This window comes from Blastopirellula marina DSM 3645 (genome assembly GCF_000153105.1).
Lineage (GTDB): Bacteria > Planctomycetota > Planctomycetia > Pirellulales > Pirellulaceae > Blastopirellula > Blastopirellula marina.
The window spans coordinates 754,035-778,726 of the sequence record NZ_CH672376.1 but is presented as its reverse complement, the minus strand read 5'-3'; the positions used below and the strand labels follow the sequence as shown (position 1 = coordinate 778,726).

The 24,692-nt window shown below is 54.5% G+C and carries 26 protein-coding genes and 1 pseudogene; 7 read left to right on the top strand and 20 right to left on the bottom strand.

Features of this window, described 5'->3' with window-relative positions; all coding sequences use genetic code 11:
* Positions 1–402 (top strand): hypothetical protein (locus DSM3645_RS04800; RefSeq protein WP_002650913.1); only part of this gene is annotated, 402 nt, incomplete at its 5' end.
* Between the two features lie 507 nt (positions 403–909).
* Here DSM3645_RS04800 and DSM3645_RS04795 read toward each other — a convergent pair.
* From DSM3645_RS04795 to DSM3645_RS04775, 5 genes and pseudogenes are all read right to left on the bottom strand, one after another.
* A pseudogene (locus tag DSM3645_RS04795) lies at positions 910–1,404 on the bottom strand (IS256 family transposase); the annotation flags it as partial.
* A 1,005-nt stretch (positions 1,405–2,409) separates the two neighbouring features.
* Positions 2,410–2,634, bottom strand: a complete 225-nt coding sequence (locus tag DSM3645_RS04790; RefSeq protein ID WP_002650911.1) for a hypothetical protein — start codon at positions 2,632–2,634, stop codon at positions 2,410–2,412.
* A 102-nt stretch (positions 2,635–2,736) separates the two neighbouring features.
* The gene (locus tag DSM3645_RS04785) at positions 2,737–2,982 is read right to left on the bottom strand and encodes a hypothetical protein (RefSeq protein ID WP_040352126.1); all 246 of its coding nucleotides are present in this window, start codon (positions 2,980–2,982) and stop codon (positions 2,737–2,739) included.
* A gap of 12 nt (positions 2,983–2,994) precedes the next feature.
* Entirely contained in the window at positions 2,995–3,939 is a 945-nt protein-coding gene (locus DSM3645_RS04780; protein ID WP_002650909.1) for a hypothetical protein, read from the bottom strand.
* Between the two features lie 139 nt (positions 3,940–4,078).
* Positions 4,079–5,110, bottom strand: a complete 1,032-nt coding sequence (locus DSM3645_RS04775) for a hypothetical protein (protein ID WP_002650908.1) — start codon at positions 5,108–5,110, stop codon at positions 4,079–4,081.
* Positions 5,111–5,227: 117 nt separating this feature from the next.
* Here DSM3645_RS04775 and DSM3645_RS04770 point away from each other — a divergent pair, with 117 nt between their 5' ends.
* Entirely contained in the window at positions 5,228–5,449 is a 222-nt protein-coding gene (locus DSM3645_RS04770) for a helix-turn-helix domain-containing protein (protein ID WP_002650907.1), read from the top strand.
* 19 nt (positions 5,450–5,468) lie between these two features.
* Here DSM3645_RS04770 and DSM3645_RS04765 read toward each other — a convergent pair whose 3' ends face one another.
* From DSM3645_RS04765 to DSM3645_RS04730, 9 genes are all read right to left on the bottom strand, one after another.
* A complete protein-coding gene (locus DSM3645_RS04765) occupies positions 5,469–5,771 on the bottom strand; it encodes a hypothetical protein (RefSeq protein WP_002650906.1) in 303 nt (100 codons plus the stop codon).
* Between the two features lie 37 nt (positions 5,772–5,808).
* Positions 5,809–7,308 carry an AAA family ATPase gene (locus DSM3645_RS04760; protein ID WP_002650905.1) on the bottom strand — a complete coding sequence of 500 codons (1,500 nt, stop codon included), beginning with the start codon at positions 7,306–7,308 and terminating at the stop codon, positions 5,809–5,811.
* A 27-nt stretch (positions 7,309–7,335) separates the two neighbouring features.
* Entirely contained in the window at positions 7,336–7,995 is a 660-nt protein-coding gene (locus tag DSM3645_RS04755; RefSeq protein ID WP_002650904.1) for a hypothetical protein, read from the bottom strand.
* On the bottom strand, positions 7,992–8,186 hold the full coding sequence (locus DSM3645_RS04750; RefSeq protein ID WP_002650903.1) for a DUF2997 domain-containing protein: 195 nt from the start codon (positions 8,184–8,186) through the stop codon (positions 7,992–7,994). The genes DSM3645_RS04755 and DSM3645_RS04750 overlap by 4 nt, the downstream gene beginning before the upstream one ends.
* Positions 8,183–8,551, bottom strand: a complete 369-nt coding sequence (locus DSM3645_RS04745) for a hypothetical protein (RefSeq protein WP_040351612.1) — start codon at positions 8,549–8,551, stop codon at positions 8,183–8,185. The genes DSM3645_RS04750 and DSM3645_RS04745 overlap by 4 nt, the downstream gene beginning before the upstream one ends.
* Positions 8,552–8,580: 29 nt before the next feature.
* Positions 8,581–9,081 carry a hypothetical protein gene (locus DSM3645_RS04740; RefSeq protein WP_002650901.1) on the bottom strand — a complete coding sequence of 167 codons (501 nt, stop codon included), beginning with the start codon at positions 9,079–9,081 and terminating at the stop codon, positions 8,581–8,583.
* Positions 9,082–9,293: 212 nt separating this feature from the next.
* Entirely contained in the window at positions 9,294–9,548 is a 255-nt protein-coding gene (locus tag DSM3645_RS30165; RefSeq protein WP_131282223.1) for a hypothetical protein, read from the bottom strand.
* Positions 9,549–9,561: 13 nt separating this feature from the next.
* A complete protein-coding gene (locus DSM3645_RS04735; protein WP_002650899.1) occupies positions 9,562–11,613 on the bottom strand; it encodes a recombinase family protein in 2,052 nt (683 codons plus the stop codon).
* 272 nt (positions 11,614–11,885) lie between these two features.
* Positions 11,886–12,563, bottom strand: coding sequence for a hypothetical protein (locus tag DSM3645_RS04730; RefSeq protein ID WP_002650898.1), 678 nt, complete (start codon positions 12,561–12,563; stop codon positions 11,886–11,888).
* Between the two features lie 229 nt (positions 12,564–12,792).
* On the opposite strand from DSM3645_RS04730, the gene DSM3645_RS29250 reads away from it, so the two are divergent.
* Positions 12,793–13,104, top strand: a complete 312-nt coding sequence (locus DSM3645_RS29250; RefSeq protein ID WP_002650897.1) for a hypothetical protein — start codon at positions 12,793–12,795, stop codon at positions 13,102–13,104.
* A gap of 316 nt (positions 13,105–13,420) precedes the next feature.
* Here the strand turns inward: DSM3645_RS29250 and DSM3645_RS04725 are convergent, their stop codons facing one another.
* Positions 13,421–14,569 carry a tyrosine-type recombinase/integrase gene (locus tag DSM3645_RS04725; protein WP_040351611.1) on the bottom strand — a complete coding sequence of 383 codons (1,149 nt, stop codon included), beginning with the start codon at positions 14,567–14,569 and terminating at the stop codon, positions 13,421–13,423.
* Positions 14,570–14,904: 335 nt separating this feature from the next.
* Here DSM3645_RS04725 and DSM3645_RS04720 point away from each other — a divergent pair, with 335 nt between their 5' ends.
* Positions 14,905–16,221, top strand: coding sequence for a sulfatase-like hydrolase/transferase (locus DSM3645_RS04720; RefSeq protein ID WP_002650895.1), 1,317 nt, complete (start codon positions 14,905–14,907; stop codon positions 16,219–16,221).
* Between the two features lie 118 nt (positions 16,222–16,339).
* Positions 16,340–17,080: a peroxiredoxin-like family protein gene (locus DSM3645_RS04715; protein ID WP_002650894.1), complete on the top strand. Its 741-nt coding sequence runs from the start codon at positions 16,340–16,342 to the stop codon at positions 17,078–17,080.
* 102 nt (positions 17,081–17,182) lie between these two features.
* Here DSM3645_RS04715 and DSM3645_RS04710 read toward each other — a convergent pair whose 3' ends face one another.
* From DSM3645_RS04710 to DSM3645_RS04690, 5 genes are all read right to left on the bottom strand, one after another.
* Entirely contained in the window at positions 17,183–18,049 is an 867-nt protein-coding gene (locus tag DSM3645_RS04710) for a GntR family transcriptional regulator (RefSeq protein ID WP_002650893.1), read from the bottom strand.
* 21 nt (positions 18,050–18,070) lie between these two features.
* Entirely contained in the window at positions 18,071–18,487 is a 417-nt protein-coding gene (locus DSM3645_RS27705; RefSeq protein WP_002650892.1) for a hypothetical protein, read from the bottom strand.
* A gap of 44 nt (positions 18,488–18,531) precedes the next feature.
* Positions 18,532–19,494 (bottom strand): DUF1559 domain-containing protein, encoded by a 963-nt coding sequence (locus DSM3645_RS04700; protein WP_040351610.1) that lies wholly within the window; start codon positions 19,492–19,494, stop codon positions 18,532–18,534.
* 204 nt (positions 19,495–19,698) lie between these two features.
* The gene (locus tag DSM3645_RS27700; protein ID WP_050769303.1) at positions 19,699–20,142 is read right to left on the bottom strand and encodes a hypothetical protein; all 444 of its coding nucleotides are present in this window, start codon (positions 20,140–20,142) and stop codon (positions 19,699–19,701) included.
* 176 nt (positions 20,143–20,318) lie between these two features.
* Positions 20,319–21,308 (bottom strand): DUF1559 domain-containing protein, encoded by a 990-nt coding sequence (locus tag DSM3645_RS04690; RefSeq protein ID WP_002650887.1) that lies wholly within the window; start codon positions 21,306–21,308, stop codon positions 20,319–20,321.
* A 264-nt stretch (positions 21,309–21,572) separates the two neighbouring features.
* On the opposite strand from DSM3645_RS04690, the gene DSM3645_RS04685 reads away from it, so the two are divergent.
* Together DSM3645_RS04685 and DSM3645_RS04680 are read left to right on the top strand one after the other, a co-directional pair.
* A complete protein-coding gene (locus DSM3645_RS04685) occupies positions 21,573–22,835 on the top strand; it encodes a Gfo/Idh/MocA family protein (RefSeq protein ID WP_116344450.1) in 1,263 nt (420 codons plus the stop codon).
* Positions 22,836–22,965: 130 nt separating this feature from the next.
* Positions 22,966–24,690 carry an SLC5 family protein gene (locus tag DSM3645_RS04680; protein WP_002650885.1) on the top strand — a complete coding sequence of 575 codons (1,725 nt, stop codon included), beginning with the start codon at positions 22,966–22,968 and terminating at the stop codon, positions 24,688–24,690.
* Positions 24,691–24,692 lie beyond the last annotated feature (2 nt).

The window sequence follows — 24,692 nt, the reverse complement described above, 5'->3', positions numbered from 1 at the left end:
CAAATGAGGTCCACTTCATCGAGCGACTTAGTAATGACAGACATGTTAGATGTTGAATCCCGTAAGCTTCGCCTTCAAGAGCAAGAATTAGAACTTCGGCGTGGCGAACTTGCCATTGAATTTGCGAAATACGGTTTCTACGGCACACTGTCAGCTGGTATTTGCGGCATGTTGATGGTTCTTTCGCTGTCAATTATTGACGCAGTCTCTTCTGATTTTACGTTTGGCTTCTATGGCGTGATTGGGACCACATTATCCATCTCAATACCTTGCGTTGCATTTGGTGCGTTCTCGCTTTTCCATTCTGTTCGCATCCTGGGGCATTTTGGGAAGATCAAGATCGGCGTTGATACTTCCAGCGAGAAACGCTCGGGAGATTTTGATCAAAAATCGAATTCCTGAAGTGATGATCTAATTGTATCAGTTGAGATTTGTTGTTTTCCTTCGACCTGAAAAAGGCATTTTAAACGCCTTTCCTACGGCGGCGGCAGCTTGGGCTAGATACGAACTTTGGCTGCTCTTTCCTGCTTTCCAATCGCACCACTGATTGACGAGATGTCCTAATTGAGAATTGCTTGCGATTGCCAGCGTCACATAGTCCGATAACGTCCCCCCACAAATCCCCCCACTAAATGCTGAAATCCAACTTTCGCCAAAGCAAAGTCGAAGGATGGGAAAAAGGAAGCCCCTGAAAAACAGGGGCTTTCTCGAGCATCAGGAAAGTGAAAGGAAAGGTCTTAAGGTTTCCTAAACCGCATTTCGTTGGTTCGATTCCATCAGAGAGCACTTAGGATGACCATGAAAACGATTTGCATCTCATGCCTCGGTAGTGTCCGTCAAGTTGCACACATTTGATTTTCAGCTTGGCTCTGGAAAATTGTTTTTGCCGCGCGCGACAAAAACAATTTTTTAAACTTTGCCGTCCTCTCTCTCCTCCGGTTCGTGCAGGCGGTCCATGTCGAGGTAGCGCCTAGTGCCCCAGTGCGTGCCGGCGATATGGCGTAGCCGGGCCGCGACCAGCATCAGGGCGCTTTGACCATCCGGGAACGCTCCCACGACGCGGGTGCGCCGTCGGATCTCTTTCATGATCCGCTCCAGCATGTTGTTGCTCCGCAGCCGCGTCCAGTGTTCGCGGGGGAACGCCATGTACGCCAGCGTTTCCTGGTAGCCGTCGCGGAAGCATTTCGCCGCCGCGCCCAGCCGCAGCGAGATCAGCTTCTCGATCACCAGTTCCGCCTTCGCCTGGGCCGCCGCGCGATCCTCTTGAGCGTGAACCGCCTTCAGCATCGCCGCCACGTCGCCTGACTTGCTCCGCGGCACGTCTTTCAGCACGTTGCGATAAAAGTGGACGATGCACCGTTGCCAGGCTGCGTCGGGGAAGAATTCTCCCAGCGCATCGACTAGTGCACGAACTCAGGTTCGCCTGTGCATGAACTTTTGCCCGTAATCGTGGACGCTTTCGAGGCGCCTAGATCAGGGTTTGTGGTATCGGCCGACGCCATAGGCGAAAAGGAGTGCTCCGGTTCGCGGATCGTTTCGACATTCTAGGGAATCTACCCAGCGGCTGATTCCTGGATAATAGGGGACGCCTATCGAACGTCTCTTTTGAGTCGAGACAGCACCTGATCGCTACCATATCGCTCCGGTTTGACGCTGAACGCAACCTCCAATCATTTTTTTTGGGGCGAAGTGAGAATAAAGCTGGTTGCTGGGCCGCAACTGGCTGATGTCCGTATGTTGCGGCAGGCGGAGTGGATTCGCTGGGAAGCTTTTTGGCGATCTGCATGCTGTCTTATTTGCGTCGGGGAAAAGATATGCGCACCTATCTGAAGCTCCTGAAAAAGAGCAGATCAAGCAGTGATGCATTCCAGGGCGATTTAACCGGCTGATAGTTAAAAAAAGGGCTCAGATTGCCGCCCATTACGGCGGCATTTTTAAAAGGAAGAAATCTTTCGTAGTAGTGTCACAATTGGAGGGGCGAGACTTTCCATATTCCGAAAATGGAGGTCATTCGGCAGTTCAGCCAAAGTCGGCGAAGTGGAGCTCTTCGGAATTTGAAGGTGAGCGACGCAACCGCGTTCATTCGAATTCCATCGAGCTCGATGTCGCCCGGCCCCCAACTGGACCGGGCGACTGGACTCCCTTACAACTGTCTTCAGCACCGCCGCTTTTTGCAGCTCCTTCGTCGCCGCCGAGTTTTCACTTGAAGTGGCCTCTTCGGCGATTCTCCCGTTCCAATGTTGAGAGCGATCGCGGTGATCACCCAAACGACAAGCAAGCCCGGGCCTGCGTATGTGCTGCCAATGATGCAAGCGACGCCCAGAAAAGTCAGATATCTTTTGATGGAACTGCGATACGATCCCACGAGAGAATTCCCCCTTGATCTAGGTTTGCCCCGAGGCAGTTGTTTCATCGTGAAAATGCGCCCACAAGTCGAGGCAGATCCGTCGCCACCGGCGTGGCCCACTCACCTTCAACACAATCCCAGTCGAGGACTTGTGGTAAGTATTCGACGGATTCTTCGTTCAGATCATCTTGATCCGGACTGATCAACGTAAATCCGAGACGTTGAATATCGCGCAGGTTTTCGCCTAGCGTTTCCGCCACCAAACGGTCAATTTGATTCTGCGTCATTAGCGTTAGCTCCAAACAGAGAGAGAGAAAACGCCGCCCCATGATCAGGGCGACGTGAGAAACACATCGCCCCAGTAAGGGCTTTTGAAGAATTGATCCGCCCTACGTATCGACCGACAGCCAGTTGGCCTCCAGCCAAATCCGTTCCGCCGTCAGTGCCTCACTGCGCTGCGAAAATGGGCCAAGGTGTGGCCCGTTCACAGGAGCGAGATCGACGACCCAACTACTGTCGGCCTCAGGCTCAACATGGCTGCCCCGGGCAATAGCGAGTCTTCCGAGTGCACGGAGATCGATAACCTCGTCATAGAGGCATCGCACTGTACCGTTCGGTTTAATGATGATTTGCATGTCTCTCTCCATTCACCGTGGGCGTCGCAAGATGTTGCGGCGTGGGCGATCGATCAGCAGCCCATCGAGCGACGCCTGAACTGCACCGAGCTGGGCTGATATCTGCTGCCGAACATTCGTGCTGTCGCGAAGCTGTTGCGGCGAGACGCCGACGACGATCTCTTGAGCTCGCTGGACCAATTCGTCCAACTGCGGACTGGATCGAATGTTCAACAATCGAAATCTCTCGAAGAATTCCGTGAGATTGGTGACTGCCGTATCACGGAAGACTTTGGGCTTGCCGTCGGACTGACCGCTCAAGCGATCGGTCAGGTGATCGACCAAATGCGTCAGTTCGCTGAAGAACGCCTGCTCGGCAAGTTGTACGGCATCATCAAAGCGAGCCTGCATTCGCTGGCACTCGTGTTCGTATAGCTCTGGGCAAAGTTGTCGAAGATAGTGAGGTGGCTCAACGCTCGGATAGTCGTGATCGATCTCGAACATTCCTACCACTGTCGGCGGGTAATCCTCGGCGCTATAGAGTTCACCGAGGCGTTCGCGCGCCGCCTGACGCAACTCATCGTAGCGCCCTTCGAGTTCGACGACGGCGTCACCTAAGTCCTCTTGGAACTGCGCGATCCGCTCGTCGAAATGGGTAATCGCGTCTTGCCGAATGAGTCTCACGCCAGGTTCTGGAAAAGGCAAGCTCATTCCTTTCCAAAAGTGGATCGCTTGGCCGCGGATCGCCGTTACCGCCCTGAAAGCGGGATGCGAGGTATCGAGCAGCTTCTTTCCTGCCGACAGGAATTTGCCTTCGGCTCCAAATGAATCGGCGGCTTGATCACGCTGACGCGTCGACAATGATTTGCGTACGCCGAACCAAGTGAAGCTCAGTCGCGCCGCAGCCATGGTTGCTTGTAGTCGTCGAGCCGGCGTCGAAATAGACTCCGCCTGATCGTTTTCGAGAAGTGTGCTCATCGATTTGGGTTCTCCCTTGAAATGTTAGAACAAGAACGAAAAAAGCCGTAGCTCATTCCGTGATGGAGCGAGGCTACGGCGTAAGAATTTGGACTGCAGACGAATTACAATCAGGGTGTTGACGCGGGATCCGCGAGCACTATTTATCAGTGATTTCGAGGTTCACCTCTGGCAAAATAAATCCTTTCGTTTGATAGCGTTCTCGGAGTGTCGCCTGCATCAGTTCAATTTCTCTGAACTGGTCCTGCTTTCCATTCATAAATTCAACGGCTTCGTTTCGCATATTTCGAAACTCCGCCGGAAGCTGTTCGCGTTGTTCATCGGTCAGATCCTCGAACACCTCCCAACTTGCTAATTGTGCTTCCACGGACAGAACTTCTTGAGGAAGATTCATTTCGCTCGCGAAATTCTGAAATTGATGCACGAGTTGTAACTCTCGCTCATCTATTTCAAGCAGACGCCGCGACAAATCCACCAGATCGGCATCAACGTCCGCAAAATTTTGTGAAGCAATCTTCGCACGGTCGACCGACCCCCGCATTTCCGAGTGCAATTGCGCAAGGGTTTGCTGGTGCATCGGATCGTGCGGCATGAGGGCAAACCGATCCAGATGCCGCGCGGCGATTGTGGCTTGCCAGAGTTTCTCAGCACGTTTGTACTGCGTGGAAGAAGTTTTTGGTTCCGCTAACTGGCGAGGCACATAGTGGTTTGCTGGACGCCGAACACCGGGTATGGGCGGAAATTGGTTTTCACGTGGTCTCGAAACTAGGATTGCTGCCGCGACAATCAAGGCAATAGGAATCCCCAACCATTGCTCCCAGTCGAACTTCCTGTCAACGGATGGCGTCGAGCTGGAGACGTCGGCGACACTGTCCGACGCTTTGGGAAAACGAAATCCATATCGCCAAATGCCCCTTATCGACACAATCAGACTATCGACGAACAAAAAGCCGAATAGTGGAATTAATCCGGCCAGCAGAATGACACTCCAAGCCATGGCATGACTGAGTAAATTGACCAGCAGTCCGGCCATCGCCAGCAGAATCATGACGCCGAGGTTGTAGAAAAAATATTTGCGGATAAGCGATCGCTTGGCGGTGAATTGGCGATCTTTCTGTTCCGCTTGGACGGCCTCATCGGTTGGTGACGAGGCGATCTCTGGCTCCGACATGTTCGCTCCTTTGTTGGGAAAACGCCAAGATGCCGCCCCTCATGGTGGGGCGGGGCCTTCTGTAATGATACTCATAGTCCGTGGAACGATGGTAGTCATTGTCGCCAAATTGGCGAGATGGTGAAAAAAGCAGATATCCTGGTTCGGTTCGGTGCTCGCGTCCGTGAGCTCCGTTTGCAGCAAGACTATTCGCAGGAAGCATTTGCGCATGCCTGCGAACTCGACCGGACCTACATTGGCGGGATCGAACGGGGCGAAAGAAATCTCGCTCTGCGGAATATCGAGCGGATCGCGGAAGCTTTGGGCGTGACGCTAGCCGAACTGATGAAGGGGTTGTAAGCCCTCTAAGCGAATTCGCTTAAGCACCTCGAGGGAATAGAATGACCGCGATTTTGGCCGTTCGCTCGAAGCTCGAAATTTGCACCTGCTGCCTGTAGATGCAGTCACTGAGTACCTTCTGATTTATACCGTCGACTGCTACGTAGCCGATTTTCAACGTTTTCAGTTCATCGATTAGCGCAGTGATTTCTGTTGCATTGAGGGGGCTTTCCTCATCCGACTCAAAATATGGAGATGCTGCTTGGCCGTCGTGAGGCGTCATCTCCTCGCTCCAGTATCGAAGCGCCGCCCGGATCATTGCCAGGTGTTGTTGCTCCAACATTCTTACTGGTTCCTTGGATGGATAGTTGGGGCTCCATTTAGTTCACAGAAGGATCTCGAGGGATTTTGCGACGTGACCCTTTGTCGCCAGACCTCAGTTGGTGATGATATATACCCGGCTGACTGGCCGACAAGCATCGCCCGCTCGCCCATTGCCGTAGCCGGTCGACGGATTCGGAAGCCGTTACCGCAACGGGGACGACGTTCTGACCCGCTTGCGATATGGGAATATCGAGCAAGGCGGCGAGACGGCAACATGCTCGGATTTCCGCACCGGTCCATTTTTCGTCTTCGGGACGTTTTTGCGCGGCGTCGAGTTGAAACAAACCGATGTATTGATTCCAGATGCGGTCTTTCTGCTCGCGCTGCGGGAGATCCAGAAAGACAATTCCATCGAATCGCTCGGCGCGCGATAGTTCCGGCGGCATTCGTGTGATGTCATTGCAGGTTGCAATCAAGTAGACGTTTGAGGTGTGGTCGTTCATCCAGCTGAGCAGTGTGCCCAGCATTCGCGACGACACGCCCGAATCATTCTGGCCCGAACCGGCGGAGCCGCTGAGTGCTTTCTCGATTTCGTCGATGAACAGAATGCAGGGTTCCATCGCATCGGCGATTTGCAGGGCACGCCGAACATTTTGTTCGGTTTGCCCGACTAGGCTTCCCATCAATGCGCCGACATCTAGGATCAAAGTCGGTCGCCCGGTTTCCTTGCCGAGAGCTTTCGCGAACGCCGATTTTCCAGTGCCGGGAACCCCCAACAGCAAAACGCCCCGCGGACGTTTGAGCGGATTGTCACGTCCATGCTGCAGTAGCGAACGCTTACAAAATGCCTTCAGGCTTTCGAGGCCGCCCAAGGAGGTAAAGTCGTCGTTGCTCTTGTAGAGTTGCAACAAGCCAGACTTCTTGAGCATGCTGGCTTTCAACTCCCAAACCGATTCGTGATGAATCACAGAGCTACGCACTAGGCTCAGTCCAAAGGCATTTTCCGCCTCCAGGCGGGTAAGGCCCATCGCGGCGTCGAGCACCGCATCGAGCTGGTCTGCATCTGGCAGTTCGCCTTCCTCGGTCGCAACCCCTTCGGCAATTTCTAGGAGCTGCTCGCGTGAGGGCAACGGATGGTCGACCACGATGAACAGTTTTTCGAGCTCCGTGGGGATTTGCACGACCGGGGCCAAAATGACAAAAATCGTTCGGTTCGCTTTGCCGTCCACAATCTGGCGCGATAGCGATTGCACTACCTCTGCCGAACCGAGGAAGCGGTGGAAGTTGGTCAAAACGATGATGGATGCGGTCTCGTCGGCTCCAAGCGACTTCATCGCCCGAATGGCGGACAGCGGGTCGCTCGCTGCATCATTGTCGAACGTAGAGACGCCCCGCACATGCAGACCTTGGTCGATGTCCCAGGTCGCGAGTCGCCACTGTCGCTCATGGCAAAGCGACGAAATCTCACGCAAGGCATCGTCATGCTCGTGGCTTTCAATCCAAATGCCGGTGAAACAGGCTCGCACCAGTTCCTCGAAGCGATCGGATAGTTTCATATTGGTTTCTTTCGTGGTGAGTTGAGATTAGGTGCTCAGCAATTCCTTCATTGCCGATAGCCAAGAAATAACTTCTCCGTCCGGGTCTCGCTCTTGGAGCATGGCGACGGTCATTTGCTCGACCGCCTTGGTGTTGAGCCAGCGCTTCGCACGATTCGCCATACGGCTTTGCGAGCGGCGGGGCTGCAACTGCCAAGCGATTTCGCCAGGGCGTTGTTGATAGAGTTGGCGAGCCGTAAGCTCGGCGACGCAATCGAAGTCGTCGAAGTGGGGCCGAATACCGCCAGCGGCAAACAGGGCGTCCGGATGCAAGTAGTTTTCCAAGGACCGCTTGCTGGTGAGAACGGCCTGGCAACGAGGACGCTGATTGAGGATCAGAGCGGCTTGCTGTCGAAGTTCCGTTTCTGGCGGCAGCTCGTGGTCGTAGAGGTGAAATTCAGGCCGGGCCAGCGGAGCAAGTCGTTCCGCCCAGGCCCGAACATGTCCCCCGCCAAACGGAATAAAGATTAATTCGCCCCGTTGTTCCATTTCGGCAAGATTGGGGAGGCTGCTGTCATTGGTGTGCAGCATCCTAGAAATACGGGTCAAGAACTCGATGTCATTCAGGCCTTCGACGACCAGCAGCAGGCGAACGTTATCCTTCGTGTGACAGGAAAGTAAATTTCCTTGGTTGGATGTGTCGATCATTCCTCCTGTTGGGTTTGGCTTTGCATCTGCGTTTGGTTAGCGTAAAACTCGCCGGTGAGTTTTTCGGAACGTCTCGTGCCGAGTGCGGACTCCAGGAAACGACTTGCCGCTTGGCATTCCCTTCCTGAAAAGCCTTTGGTCTGGACTCTCGTTTCGCCGTTGGTGGCGACGATAATTTCAATCGTTTTCAATGGACGCCTCCCACCTGAACAGTGAGCTTGATCGAGCCATCGGCCAACGATTGCTCCGTGACAGAGTGCCCCAGCTTTCGAGCTTCCGAAGTAGATTTTTCGACCGCATATCGTTGAACTAGTCGGTCAAGGTGAACCTGTTCGCCCCAACGGCCTTCATAGTTGTCGTACTGAACCGTTCCCGCGTCGGTGTTACAGACGACCGGGTAACGCCAGCGAGGCAGATGCACGCAGTAGCCAGTGGCTTCGGCGCTGAACAACTGGACGGTTTGCATCACCGGTTCCTCGAGCCCGAGACGACGGCATGACATCCGCAGTGCTGCGGGATCACGAATCTCCGTGGTGATTGTGACTATGTGTGACAATTCTTGCTCCTTTGCATTTCAGTTGTTAACTAGGTTGACTTTTCTGAGCAATTTTCATTCTCAGTCAACCGTCGTGGTGAAGGCTTATTGTTGGAGTTCGCCAACGATGGCCTTGTCGCGGTAAGATCATTCAGGAGGATCTCCGCAATCGCTGGCTCATCGCCAGACTCCGGTGAACGAAGCAGCAGTAAGCAAGCCAAGACAAGCGGCGCCAGGCAGGCGAGCAGTAGGCCGACATTCGCGATCGCAGTGGAGGTGAGAGAATCCCACCGACGCTCGGACGCAACGATCCGCCGTTCGCTTTCCAGGGCGTCGCGTTGACGTCCGATTTCGGCGATGTTCGTTTGAACTTGGCGCTGGAGGCCGATGACCTCCAAGTGTAATTCCGCCGCTTGGCGACTCTGTTCCGCTTGCCGCTGTTCATGCCGTTCAGACATCGCGGCAAGCCGTTGATTCTCATTCTCCTGGCAGCCGCTCATCGCCAGGATCACGATCAGCGCAAGCGGAGTGAACAGGGTGTCTATTCGCATCAGACCTCCAACGATCAATAAGACGTTTTAAAATGGTTTGCAGCGCAAGTCGCAATTGCCGCTCTCGGACCAGTACGACCACCATCAGCAGCAGGGCGACTGATAGAAAAGCCAGCGTGATGTGCACCAAATGCGTGCCTCCGATAGATTTGGGATTTGTGGGAGAAGGCTAAGACGCTCCCCAAGTTTTATGACACGTTTTAGCCCCGAATTTAGCTGTTGGAATCAGCAGCCACTTTTGTCGACTTGGCGACTTTACTCCGGTCGCGCCGATGAGCTTGAACAACCAGAAACGCCAGATTTGCGGCTACTTGCTCGAGCTGCGCTTCGAGCCCGACATTTCGACTGGCGTTCGTTTCAGCAGTTGGTTGCATTTGTCCTCCGTGTTTGGGGATTTTTCTTTGGGAAAGGCGTGCGTATAAAAAAACGCCTCGTCGAATCGACGAGGCGTAGATCAAGTATTTCAAACGTGCGATCCTGTTAGGCGGAACGCCGCTTCTTGCCGTTGTTATAGGGAACTTTGGGAGGCTCCATGCCCTGCATCTCATACCAGCGACGATAGCTGTACCAAACGTTGCCGGAGTTGACGTTGTGCCCTTCGCGTTGCAGTTGCTTGGCCGTCTCGCGGTGGCTCATGCTTTGGATGTCAATCAACTCATGAGCCCGTTCGGCGATCGCATCCACTCGCGGCGGCGATCGCAACCAAACTGTTGCTAGGTTGGTATCGGGCATATCTGTCCTCAAGATCGGTTCACCAAATCCTCGTAGCAACTGTGGACGGAAAGTTCCCCGCACATTCGTCCGTTTACGCCCAACACGTTGCTCAACCTGCACCCAAATCTGGCCGCCGGTCAGCGCACGAAAGACAGCCAGCGTCTTATAGATCGCATCCTCGCCGAGATCCCCTTCAGCAGCGCTAGAGAGCAGATCGGACATCTCAGACAGCCGCTCACGAATTTGCTTCACGGTCATTGTGCTGGTCGTTCCGTCCACAGCACGCTGCAAGCGGTTGGCCTCGCTCTGGACGGCATTGCGCTCCGACTGGGCCGCCCGCAGACGACCTTTCGTCTCCTTGCGATCGGCCTCCGTTCCCTCGCCCGACATCTCGAACAGGTCATTGATCCGGTTGCTGAGCAGTGACAACTGCTTGCGAGCCCGTGCGAGTTGCTCGTCCAACCCATGGTCGGCTTGCGCGTCCAGCGATTGGCTCTCCAATACGATCATTTCGATCAATTCGGCGTCGCGCAAAATCAGCTGGCTAAGATTGACACAGATCGCTCGGACCGCATCCCGGCGGTTAACAGCCGACTTACATGTGCACTGATCCCCGTTTTTGCACTGCATCGCTTGACCTTGCGCGCCAGCCTGGTAGAACCGAACCGGCGTCTCAGGCGTGCTGCAACTTTCACAGAAGAAGAACTCGGTCGTCAGATCCCACAACTGCAGCTTCTTGATCTTGCGCGGTCCGCGCGGCCCGGTCTTCTTGGCGGCGAACATCACCTGCAAGGCATCGAACGTCGCGTCATCCAAAATTCTCAATTCTTCGCACAGGATCGTGGTGACCTCGTCATCGGGCCGTTCGACTTGTTTGACATTGTCGAGCTTGCTGGAAAACTCATTGCGGCGGCGACCAAACTCCCAGGTTCCCTTCAAACGAGGGTTGGAAAACAGCTTGCGGTAGCATTCGTACCTGAGCTTGTTGCCGGATGCGCGGGGATCTACAGGCCCGTTGTCTGCATTCCAGCGCCGCACGCCTTCACTAACAGGCATGCCATTGAGCAACAGTTGAGCATGTTCGCGGATCAGTTCAGCCGCTTCAGGATCGACCGCCGGCATCGTGCGGGGCCGTCCGCGATTAGTCAACGGCGCTCCGGGAATCTCCTTGCGGCGATATCCGATCCCGATCGCGCCTGTCGTCCATTTGTTCAGAAATTTTCCGGTCAATGCGGAGCGAACATGATCAGCAATCGCATCGAGCAACATATCATCCATGATTCCGTGGATCTGCAATTGCAGCTTCCATGTTTTGCGGTCATTGGTGTCAATGCCCTGAGAGACAATGACAGCCCGCAGTCCTTCTTCGACCACTTCTTCGTTGATGAACTGGTAGCCCTTGCCTGCTTGCCGAAACAGGCGGCTTGCTTTGTAGACCAGCAGGACTTTGGCCAAACGCTGGCGGAGGATCGCTTTCGTCCGATCGAGGCCATCACGCTGGACTTTCTTCCCCTTGACTCCTTCGTCGATCGAGATGAATTCCGGCGGAACGTAGATGCGGTATTTCGCCGCCCATTGAATGCACTCGCGAACCTGGTCATCGGTCGAATGCTGCAGCTTCGTGCTGAATCGAGAATAAATCGTGCCGATCTCGTAGCCCTTAGAAATCGCCAAGTCGACACGCGTCTCCATTGGCGTTTCTGGATCGAACCACGTCAGGTCAAAATCGAAAATAGCCGCCTGCTCGGACCAGCACTTCACCGCATAGCGGCTAAGCTGGACGCTGGCAGCGCCCTCGCTAGGAATATCTTGGTTCATCTTGAACCTCCTCTGAGAATGATCCCGCGGTAGCGACAGGGCGACGTGCCCAAATCACCGCGAGATCATGGAAAAGGTTTAAGCTAGAAAAAGACGTTCCGCTGATATTCCGGCCAGCGGAATTCCGTTGAAGTGGCTGGAGACGGAGGGAGCGCAAAAGAAAACGCTCCTTGAAAACGGAGCGTTAATTCCATCGAATCGCAACTTAGAGCTGCGTCCGATGGATAGGATATCCCTCAAGTAATATGACGCGTTTTCGGCCTAGATTTAGATCAAGGCGTCCATTCGCGAATTTCACCACCGACGTGGTGCTCAAAAAGCCGAATCTGCGCGGCCGGGATTGCGAGTTTCTGAGTCCCCATTCCGGAAGGTTTAATCAAGGCCGCTAGATCCTTCGGAAAACCATTCTGACACTTGAGTTCTGACTTTGTTTTGGACACATAATCGGAAGCCTTGTTATTCCCGAAGGTCATCCTGTCGATCGGTTGATTCGCCTTAGCGTGTCGAGCAAGCTCCCAAATAAACGCCCATTTAGCTTCATGCGACCAGTCGAGTTCAATCGGTTTGCTCTTCCAGTAGATCTCGCGCGAAACGGAATTGAGCACGAGATCATTGTGGATGATTGCATCCTCAAATGCGGCCTCGGCATCCAGTAGTTCCCCTGTTTCCTTAAGCAACCATTGATGGTGAGTCGAGGATAAGAAGTTAACCGCGAAGGCAATGTCGATCACAGCCCGGTCGTCAGTACAACCATGCAATTGTTGCCACATTTTTACCGCACCACCCTTCGCGCAAGCGGCGTAAAAGTCTCCCCCGAGACGCGCACGCTCTTTGGATGAAAAGACTTTCTCCCAAAGTTCAAATGCCGTAGTGGGTGCGCGAACCCACCGTTTGATGTCTTGGAGCTTCTCATCAGCTCGAGTTACGGTTGGGCGCGCTTCAGTATTCATCTTTCAAGTTCCCGAGATACCATCATTGCCGAATTCCTGCAACGAATAGGTTTCGGCCATACCAATCAAATTATCACGGCACAAATTCGAAGGAAAAGTTGTTGAAGGTCCTTTTTGAATGAGGAAATGGGCCAAACGGCGAGAATTCTGCTCAGCGGAACGCCAGCGGAATGAAATTCTGGAAACTGGTGGTCATGTTTCTGATCGTACCACTTGACTGCTGAATTTCATGTCATGCTCGACCACATTTCTGTCTTCCACCGATGCCGCCGAGCGACTGGGGATTGCGGTGTTGACGCTCTATGAATGGCTGAGTCAGTCGGATGCGGGTGAATTCCAGATCCGCGGTCGACAAGTTTCGATCGACTATTACCAGGGTGGTCGTCGTGGTCAGGGACGAATCAGACTTGCGGAAAAGGAAGTAGAGCGACTTCAGGGGCTGATGCGCGTCTCCCCGGGCTGCAAGCAATACCAACGATCCCCGACTCGTAAGCCAAAGATGCAACACATTACTGCGTCGCTCGGTCGTCCTGACACTTGAATTTGAGATCCCCAACGAACCTCCTTGGCGGCATGGCCCCCGGACGGCAATCCCGAGGTCAACAAAAATCCCGGCTCAGAATTTCTGAGCCGGGATTTTGACTTTGTGATCTTAAAACTTTCAACTGCAAGCCGGTACAAGTATGTAAAATGGTCGCGACAACACTTCGCAGCCCGTACAGCACATTTTTAATTCACAATTTTCTGGATGAACGGACAGTTGGGGAGCTAACTGGGATGCTTCATATTATATGACGCAAAAATGATCTGAATTTAGGTGGTACAGGACGCGTTAGGGCATCAGTCCGTGATCTTGACTAGCCAGCCGCTCGCTTCGCTTTTGTCTTGCCGAGCGCTGCCCAGAGCGGATCGTTATAGTCGTCCGCCCACTGGGCATAATGATCCCAGCAGACTTTCGGCGTATTCCCCATCAAACCGGCGAGGACTTCGATCGTCACCGGCTTTCCGGTGTAATAGCCCGACAGCGTTCGCTTGGCGAACGTGTGCCGACAGGTATAGGTCACGCGATCATCCGGAAGTTCGAGCTTCGCTTTAACGTTACAAAACAGCTGGACGCCGTTGCAGCGTTTCCACGGCTTGCAGTGCTTCGTTCGCAACAACGGAATGCCCGATCCTATCGGCGCAGTCAACATTAACCGGCGGGTAATCTCCTCCATCTCCTCGCAGAGCATGATCCGCCGATCCTTGCCCGTCTTCTTCGCCGCTTTGTGCCCATGCCCGCCGTTGGCCGTGCGCGCCTTCAACAAGTAGAACAGGCCATGCGGCGTTTCCACAACATGGTCCGCCGTCACGATCGCCATTTCGGAGTACGGTCGCGCCCCGGTTAAGATGCAGCATTTCAGAAACAAGGCATGCGCCTCATTCGTCGCTGCGTAAATCTTCGTTTCCTCTTCGGGACTGAAAGAAGTCACCCGCGCGGTTGCCGCCGGTTTCTGATAGCTAGCGACTGGGTTCATGTCGAGGTCATCGAACTTGCAGCAGAAATTGAAAGCGGCCTTGATGCAGGCGATCACATTTCGCTGGGTGTTGTTGTTCCAGACCTTGTGCTTCTGAAGCCACGTGCGGAGGTGCTTCTTTTTCAATTCCTGGACCGTCAGCGCCCCGCAGTACCCACAGAAATCGTTCAGCCAATATTTGCACATCTTCACCCATTCCTGGGTCGCCGAGTTCGTCAAGTCGGCCAGATAGATCTCACAAACTTGAGCAACGGTCCAATCTTTCGACGGAGCCGACGCCACCGGAGTTAGTTCGTCCGTCAGTTTGATCCGGGCAAGCGCCAACTGAGCGGTCTCCTTGTTGTCCTTGCCGCGAATCCGCTCCCCGTTCTCGTCGAAGAGAGCTTCCCGTTTTTTCGTCCCTGGCTCCGTGAAGTACCAGCAGTCGGTTTGCTTCCAGTGCCAAGCAGAACCATGCTGCTGGCGACGCGATTTACGATTCCTTGCCATTTTCAAATTGTCCTTTTTGTTGCCCTGGTTGCCGCCAGGAATTGACTGGGGAAAGCGGAGAGAAGAAACTATATGTGGGAACCGAGTTCGGTTCCTTGCCGCCAAGGGATCGACATACGGTTTGCCGACCGTGGTCCCTTGGTTTTTTTATGCGCGAACAGAACCACAGACGTGGCCAGTCGCGGGGTCGAAACGAGTGCAGCGCACCCGTCATCCGAAGAAGGGGATTCAACATGATTCAATTCCTTGCCAATTCGACGCGTACTTCTGGAACATCCGGTTGCCGCCGAATATTCCCGCGTCATTTACTACACAGAATAACTACACTCACGATTTTGACGAGTGCAGCACTCTTCGCACAACTTCTTTATACAACGCAACTTAAAGCCGAGTCAAGCGATCGCCCCAACGTCATTTTGATACTTACCGATGATATCGGCTATGAATGCTTTGGCTGTTACGGTTCGCAGCAGTATCAGACGCCCAATATTGACCGGATGGCCGCTCGAGGGATGCGGTTTACCCATTGCTATTCGCAGCCCCTCTGCACGCCGAGTCGGGTCAAAATGATGACCGGGCTCTCGAATGCGCGAAACTATTCGGCGTTTTCGATCCTCAATCGCGATCAGCGCACGTTCGGGCATCTGCTGCAGGAGACCGGCTACCGCACGATGATCGCCGGCAAGTGGCAACTCTATGGCGCCAACAATTATCCGCAGCGTTTTCGCGCCAAAGGGATGGCCCCAAGCGATGCAGGTTTCGACCAATGGTGCTTGTGGCAAGTCGATCAGTTGGGAGAGCGATACGACGCGCCGCTGTTAAACATCAACGGCGAGACCCGGCAGTTTTCAGCCAAGCAATATGGTCCCGATATCGCCGTCGAACAGATCTTGAAATTCATCGATCAAAAATCGGACCAACCCTACTTTGTTTACTATCCCATGATCTTGGTTCATAACCCGTTCGTGCCGACGCCTGACAGCAAGCTGCGCGACACCAAACGGAAGCAAAAGAACTTTGAGGAGATGGTCGCCTACATGGACATACAGGTAGGTAAGATCGTTGACCATGTCCAACAAACGGGTCAGGCCGAAAACACGCTGATCCTGTTTACTGGAGACAATGGAACCAACACGAAGATCCGCTCGCAGCTCAACGACCAGGTGATCCAAGGCGGCAAAGGAAAGATGACTGACGCAGGGACGCGCGTTCCGCTGGTCGGCTACTGGCCAGGCGTGATTCCACCCGATACAACTTGCGCGGATCTGATCGACTTTTCCGATTTTCTGCCGACCCTCGCCGATTTCGCTGGCGCGACGACGCCAGCAAAGATCGATGGTCGCAGTTTTCAACCGCAGCTATTAGGAAAGCCCGGCACGCCGCGCGACTGGATCTACTGCTACTACAACCCCAGGCCAGAAAAGACCAAGCCGGTTCGTTTCGCTCGGGACCAGCGCTGGAAACTGCATGGCGATGGGCGTTTCATCGATGTCGAAAATGACGTGCTCGAAAAACACCCGCTGACTGACCTGTCGGCCACCCCCGACGCCGCCGCAGCGCACGCCAAACTGACTGCCGCATTAAACTCGCAGCCGGCCGAAGGCGTAGCGTTGCTAAAGTTCCCGCTTGGCCCTAACAATCAAGCCAAGTAATGAATTCGCGATAAACTTTGCTAGAGTTGTAGCGCAGCGTACCGTTGACGATTCACGCAACGCCTACAGTTTCTTCCAGTTGGCCCCCATTCAATCATTTGGACGAAAGTTATGAGTCATGCGCAAACTCGCACTATTTGGATGCTTGATGATCGCGGCGACATTTGTACCTACGGCGATGGGCGAAGAGAGCCAACCGCAAACGTTAAAAGAACAATTGAAACAGAAGTCCGACGAAGCTAGCAAACGTTACCCCCCTGAGATGCTGCAAGTGATGCGCGATGCGGTCGAAACGGTTCGCGCTTCCGGAGTTGAAAAATCGGCGAAACACGTGGGCGACGCCGCGATCGACGCCAAACTGACCGGCTGGAACGGCAAGACGGTTCGCCTGAGCGAAATGTGGAGCGAAGGCCCTGTCGTGCTGATGTGGTATCGCGGCGGCTGGTGCCCTTATTGCAATTTGCAATTGCGCGCGATGCAGAAAGAACTGAAAGCGATCGAAGGCGCCGGCGCCAAGCTGATTGTGCTAACTCCCGAACTGCCGGAAAAGGCGAAGGAAACGGCGGAAGCGAACGACCTCGACTTTGTCGCGCTGCATGACAAGGATAGTGCGACCGCACGAAAGTATGGTCTGGTCTTTGAATTGCCCGAGTCGATCCTTCCCCTGTACCGTGATCGTTTGAAGCTGGGTGAGGTCAATGGCAACGACGAGATGGAATTGCCGCTTTCGGCGACCTACGTGATCGATACCCAGGGGAAGATTCGCTACGCTTTTTTGAACGCCGACTACACCGTCCGCGCCGAACCAGCCGAAGTGGTCGCGGCGGTCAAGAAAATCGCCGCCGACAAAGCGAAGTAGTCGCTTGGCGGTATTGCGTACCGTATGAATTCGAATCAAACGAGGGAAGCCGCGCCAGTCGCCGCTTCCTTTTTTTGTCGCCGTAGCGCGGATCGGTGCGATCTACGCATCGGCAGGAGGACGAATCTTGCTGAGCACCGGGTGATTGTTCTGGATATGGAACGAGAGCGCCTTGCGTGCGACGGACCAATTCTTCTCGAGCAGCGCGTGAAGTATCGCTTGATGCTGCTCGACTGTTTCGATCGCGGCCTGACGGTCCATTTCTTCCCAATCGAACAGGATGCCGTAGTATTTTCCTTGCCGCTGGAAGAAGTCTTGGATATAGATGTTGTCCGCTTTTTCGATGATGTAGGCGTGCAGTGAATTATCGATTTGCGGATGTTCTTTTTTGGAAGCAGGCAAAATGTTTCCGGCCAGGATCGCTTGCAAGTCTGCGTCGACGAGATGCGACTTGGCCAAGTCAAGCGCCTTCAGCTCTAACAGTTCGCGAACTTCCAAAAACGCTTGCATATCTTTCTGCAAAAAAGGGCGCAAGCGCCAACCGCGACGCGGAATATGCTCGATCAGTCCGGCGCCGGCGAGTCGATTGAAGATGATCCGCAGCGCCGACCGACTGATCCCGTATTGCTTGGCGGTCGCTTCTTCGCGCAAGTCGATCGCGTTTCCCTCCAAACTGAGCCGGACGAAATCGTTGGCGATCAATTCGTACATGTCTTGCGGAGGCGCAGGCAACGCTTGATCGTGCTCCTTCGTTTGCGAACGTTTGCGAGTCGCTTTGGGGGTCAGACGTCTGTCATCCCCCTTCTCAATCAAACCTTGTTTAATCAGCCGATTCACGGCCGAACGAACCGGCGAAAAGCTGACCTCATAAAAATCGGCGAGCGATTCGAGCGTCAGCTGAACCGGCAATTCCTGACTGGAAGAGAGTCTGGCTTTGAGATCTTCGTAAATGTAAGTCGTGATCGACATCGGAATAGAGCGGATTTATCGCTACTTGGGGATTTCCACATCATGCGTCGCATCGCCACGCGGCAAATCGTCGCTAGTCGAAAAAGGAGCGAAGAGCGGCTTCGGTTGGGAAGCTGTTCCCGCCATCACGGCGGCATTGTCCGGCACGCCGGTATAGCCGGTGACGGTGATCACATGCGGACCACCGATCAACCCTTTCTCTCCTGTCACATGGTACGCACCTTCGAGAATGGTGGCCACCGCCCCGGGGCCAGAATTCCCTTTTGCGGTATCCGGTGCAAACGAGATTTCCCCATACGGAATCGGCTTGCCGTCATAGGTGACGGCGCCTGACAGTTCGTACCGCTCCAGACTGTCATTGCCAAAATTGCAACCGTTCGCCGCGAACAGCAGCATGCAGCCGAGGATTCCAAATACGTTTCGATGTCGTTGGCGCATGTTGAATTTGCCCCCAAATAGAGCAGAAAGGGAAAGGAAAAGACTTAGAAGCTAAAACCACTGACCGGCAGGCCATCAGCCCGTTTGGCGAGCGTGCGATAAATCGTCAAATCGACCGTCTCGGGAATGAAATGAACCGAAGCGTCGGCCATGGCAAATTGACAACCGCCGGGATGAAAACTGCCGAATGTACGCGACTGAACGTCCCAGGTAGGTCCTCCGCCGGCCTTGGGCGGATTCGCCGAATTGATCGGCAATACCGCCGAAGCAACTTGCATCGGCATCCCCACGCTACGCGGCCAGTCACTCGAAGCCCATGCTGCATACTGCGCGATGCTATTTGATTCAAGAGTCGACTGATAGTCGGTCTCGCCAACCAAAAACACGTTGGTCGTCCCGTCGACGGCGTCGCGGAATTTAACATGCGAATTGTGATAAATCATGCCATCTTTATTCCAAACGCGGACACCGGCGCTGTTGGAGCAGAAAGCGACTTCTCCTCCTTGTACGCCCATATAGTTATTGGTGTGCGTCTCCTCGTTGCTGTTTGGATCAGACGAACATTGATACTTCGCATTATTTCGCAGCCACTCGGTCCGATTGGCGGCATCGGCATTGCCAAATGCAGCGTCATCTTGGATCGAAATAAACCCGGCGCCAAAGTTGAAATTGTCGTACCGCGCCCCTTCTTCCATGAACGGCAAGATCAACACGGTCCAAGGAGCCTGGGAATAAGAGATGCCGCCGGAACCTGGGGCCATCGAGCAAAAGCTGGCGCTGTCGGTCGAGATGTTAGAAATTCCGCCGGCCGGAAACGAGCCGAACGTATCATGGTAGTTGTGCAGCGCCAGACCGATCTGCTTCATGTTATTGCTGCAAGACATGCGCCGCGCCGCTTCGCGCGCCTGTTGGACAGCCGGCAACAACAATGCGATCAGAACGCCGATGATCGCGATCACGACCAAGAGCTCGACGAGGGTAAATCCGGAACGATTGCGAGAGTTCATCATCAGCACTCCGATTGAGATAAATAAGAATCAATGAATAGATCAATATCGTCGAGAAAACATTCCTTCGCGCGAGCCTGATGCTCGCCGACTTGCTGGCGACGCTTTCCCATTGCTGATCGCAATGAGGTCGCAACTAAGATTCCCAAAATAAATTGCCCCATTCCGCCGTGACAGGGAGTCACGCTCCCAAGAAACGACGACTCATTTGCGCTGAGGCGAGGGCGCCAACTGAACGTCGAACGTGTTTTCGCCTTCCTTCACGTCGATCGTTAGTCCGCTTGTGCCGACATCACGATACTTCGAGGGAATCTTCACGACATTTACTTTCGTCTCGGATGACTTTGGCGCGAATGGATCCGGCGGAGGGGGGGGAGCAATCGCGATGTGATAGGAGCCCGGCGAACAACGTAGCGAATAACCGCCGTCTGGTTCTAAGGCGGACGTCGCCAACTTCCCCGCCTGATCAATCAATACGATCGATCCCTGGGGGACCGGCTGATCGTCGAGCGTCACCTTGCCGACGACCGACGATTTAAACGCCTGCCCTTGTGAGCATCCCGCGAGCGCATACATCCCGAGCAAACATATTGCGACGAAAAAGCTGCGGCATTTCAGCAGCTCGAAACTAATAGCACTAAATTGCATCGAATTTCATCCTGTATCTGATTCGAGTAGGGGATGCTAAGCCGTCGTCGTCACTTTACGGCGACAGACTCCAGCGCGTAGCGCAGGAAATCCGCTCAACGGCAGAGTTCCTTCGCGATCCATTTTGATTCTCTACCCTTCGATCATCGCGAAATATGGTCTGTTCGAGCATCTGTTTACAGCGGCGTGGAAATCACGTTTCCATCGTCACGAATGCAAAGGTTTCGCAAGGCCGCTATATCCATCGTTTCAGCGGCGAAGGCGACGCTGCCATCTCCACGTAAGACAAGCGCGCCGCCAGGATGCTCCGAATGCAGGGCGCTATTGGATCCGTCGGTATGGTTTCCGCTTCCCTCGGTAAGCGTACCGATCGGGAAACGAATCGTGGTGGTATTGCGAGACCACGGCGTTGTAGCCCAGGTATAAGAGTCGCCGCTCGCTCCGGCTTGCGGCGGCGGAACCGTCGCGCCTACTCCGCCCCAACATCCCCACTCGTAGCTCGAACGAATGTCGGCCAATCCCCCGGTGCTGTTCTTACCCATCGCGGACTGCTCCGCCACGATGACTGTATTCGTCAGGCCGTCGGTCGTGTCGCGCATTCTGGTCACCATGTTGGCGACCATCATCCCGTTCGCGCAAGCATAGCCTTGCGTGCCGGAACCGCAGCGTCCTGCTCCCGTTGGGTCTGTCGAATCCGTCGCACTGGCCGTCGCTCCCGAAATGCCGACATAGGAAGTTGTCGAAAACCGATTTCCATAGTCGTCCCGCTTATTCAGCCGGTTGGCGGGACTCGACGGACACCAATTAAAGTCAGGCGTCCAGTTATGAAGCAGCGCACCGTTCACGCCGTTGGGATAGCCGGAGAAATCTCCATATTCCAACTGATCGAACACCGACGACTGTTCGACTTGCGGCAAAATTGAGAGCATCCATGAACTCTCGAAGAGATGCCGCGAGCCAAACGGGAACGCCAGATGCGTGTCATGATAGTTGTGCAGCGCCAGACCAAGCTGTTTCATATTGTTGCTGCAAGACATTCGTCGCGCCGCTTCGCGCGCCTGTTGCACGGCCGGCAGCAACAATGCGATCAGCACGCCGATGATCGCAATCACGACCAAAAGCTCGACCAGCGTAAATCCATGGTGAGAACGACGATAGACATTCATATGCGATACTCCGTAAGAAAAGAAGAAATGCATGAATTTAGAAACGCAACATGATGAGGAGTGAAAGACGTTTCAATCGTTCAGTCGAAAAGAATCGTCAAAGAAGCTGGCTTGCGACGACCTTCAAGTGAACTTACTTGACATTGGCACCAACCGCAACTAATATTTTGACATTGGCGCCAAAAACCGTCTATTGACACTCGCCGGCGACTTTGGGCTCGGCGATCCCAGCTCACCCACAATCACTGCCAAGGAGTCATGCTGATGATTACCGCCGATTCTGTTGCTAGCTCATCCGCTAGTGATCCACCCCCGGTCACGCGTCGCTCATTTCTGCAATCTACCGGCGGATTAGCCGCCAGCGCCAGTTTGGTGTTGCCGGCAACTCTGCACGCCGCCGAATCAGCCCCTAAACAAGTTCGCGTCGGCATCGTCGGCGGTCGATTTGGCCTCGGCTTTCAGTTTCATGAGCATCCCCTGTGCGAAGTGACCGGTGTCGCCGAATTGAGGCCAGAGCGCCTTGAGGCGTTAAGCAAGACCTACAAGTGCAAAACGAAGTACGACTCGCTCGAAGCGATGCTCGCCCAAGCGAAAGACATGGACGCGGTGGCGATCTTTACCGAAGCCCCCAATCACGTGCGGCATAGCGTCGCCGCGCTCAACGCCGGCAAGCATGTCCTCTGCGCCGTCCCCGCCGCGATGAATCTGGAAGAATGCGAAGAGCTGATCGAGACGGTCAAGCGGACCGGGCTAAGCTTTATGATGGCCGAAACCAGCTATTGGCAGCAAAGCACGATCTCGGCTCGCCAGATGTATCAGGAAGGGAAGTTCGGCAACTTGATCTACTGCGAATCAGAGTATCAACACGACGGTCTCGATTCGTTGTTCCATGAGAACGGCAAACGTACCTGGCGTTATGGCTTTCCGCCGATGAATTATCCCACGCACTGCACCGCTCACTACGTGGGCGTGACCGGTGAACGCCTGACCGAAGTGATGTGCCAAGGCTGGGGAGACGACTCCCCTTCGCTCAAAGACAACGCCTACAACAACCCGTTTTGGAACGAATCGGCGATGTTCAAGACCGAATCGGGACTGGCTTTCAACGTCCGGGTTTGGTGGAAAGGCGCCCATCGCGGCGGCGAACGAGCCGAATGGATCGGCGACAAAATGAGCTTCTACGGGCACACTCCGAACGGGCAAGGTCCAGTGGTCATCCGCCGCGGACAGCAAACCGAAAAAGATGACGCCGGTTTCGTTCGCAACTTGCCTGCCTTTGAACAATACCAGGTTCCTGAGTTCTGGAAGACGGATATGCTGCCGGCCCCACTACGACATGGAAGCGGCCACGACGGCTCGCATTCGTTTATCACGAACGAGTTTATTGACGCCGTAGCCAATAATCGTCGTCCGGCGGTTGACGTCTACGAAGCGGTCGCCTTCACGGCGCCGGGGATCGTCGCCCATCAATCGGCGCTCAAGGGCGGCGAGCAACTGAAGGTGCCCAACTTCGGTCGCGCCAGCTAACGCTTCGATACGCGGTTGTCCTTCAGATCGTAATAATAACTCGCTCAGGCGGCGAAGTCGCCGCCTGAGCAGTCCGCCCAGCGATTGCTCGATCGTTCGCTCTTTCCGTTATCTTCGAGACCCCTGGTTCATGCCTTCGTTTTCGCTCGACTTCTGGGATTACGTTGTCTTCGCCGGCTTCTTTCTGGCGCTGGGAATGATCGGCTTCTGGGCAGGAAGAGGAGAACAAGCGAGTAGCCAAGACTATTTTTTGGCAGGCAGAAAACTCCCTTGGTATGTCGTCGGCGGATCGTTTATCGCGTCCAATATCAGCAGCGAACACTTCATCGGGATGATCGGTTCGGCAGTCGTGTTCGGCGTCTGCGTCTCGCTGATGGAGTGGGCGAATGTCGTCACCTTCTCGCTATTGATCTGGTTCTTTATTCCCTTTTTGTTGGCGACCAAGGTATTTACGATACCCGAGTTTCTTGAGAAGCGATTTAGTCTTTCGATCCGGCAAATGTTCGCCTTTGTCACGGTGCTGAGCAACGTGGTCGCCTTTCTAGCGACGGTCTTGTATGGCGGCGGACTGGCGCTGCAAAGCTTGTTTGGTTGGAGTCTTTGGTTTTCGATTATTACGCTGGGGATCGTCGCCGGCGTCTGGGCGATTTACGGCGGACTGTCGAGCGTCGCGTGGACCGATCTCTTTACGGTCGTCATCATGATCCTGGGCGGAGTGCTTGTCAGCGTCCTGGGTCTGCAAGCGCTGTCCGGCGACGAAGGATCGCTCTGGGATGGTTTCACCTTGATGCTGGAGCGAAATCAAGAGAAAGAAGGCCAATGGGCGGAAGCCGTGAATCGACATCTGGCGCATCTCACCAACGACGACTCGTACAATCGGCTTTCCCTCTACCAAGGCGTCACCCATCCGATCACGCCGACGATCAGCTTGATTCCGCTGCTCCTCTCGGTCGGCGTTTGGTACAACGTGCTGAATCAGTTCATGATCCAGCGCGTGCTGGGCGCCAAGGATGAATACCATGCGCGGATGGGAATCGTGTTGGCCGGCTGGGTGAAAGTCTTCTTCCCGCTGATTTCGGTCTTGCCTGGCATGGTGCTCTTTGCGCTCCACCCCGAAATCATGCTTCGCCCCTGGGACGAAGTGAAGCCTGCGGCCGATCAAGGCTATGTCAACCTGATCCAAACGTTGATTCCCGCCGGACTGCGGGGGCTGCTTTTGGCGGCGCTGTTTGGCGCGATACAATCGACAATCAACTCGGTGCTCAACTCGACGTCGACCATCCTGACGCTCGATATCTACAAACGGCTGTTGGCGCCGGAGGCCAGCGACAAGCAACTGGTCCGCGTCGGCGTAATTAGTTCGGTCGTCGTGCTGGCGATCGCGATTATTTTGGGCGGATTTGTCGGAGAGATCGGGGGAAGTCTATTTGAGTATGCGCAGTCGCTCTACGCTTTTTTCGCTCCCCCATTCGCCGCCGTATTCTTACTCGGCATTCTCTGGCGACGCATCAATTCGGCCGGAGCGTTGGCGGCGATCTGCGTCGGCTTCGCCTCGGGGATCTTGATGAAGCTGTACTTGCACTTCGATCCTAGTGCGCCGGCCTGGCTCAGCCCTTACTGGAATCAAGCAGCGATCAATTGGTTGCTGTGCGTCGCCGTTTGCATCGGCGTCAGCCTGACGACATCGCCGCCGCGCGCAGACCAAATCACCGACCAGCTGACCTTCAATTGGTCTCGCTTAAATCTGTTCAACAACCTCGGAGATCACTGGTACACGAGCGTCGTCACCTGGTGGGGACTGTTTGTCGTTGTCATGGCCGCGTTGTTTATTACATTCTCAGGAGTGGTGTTCTAAAT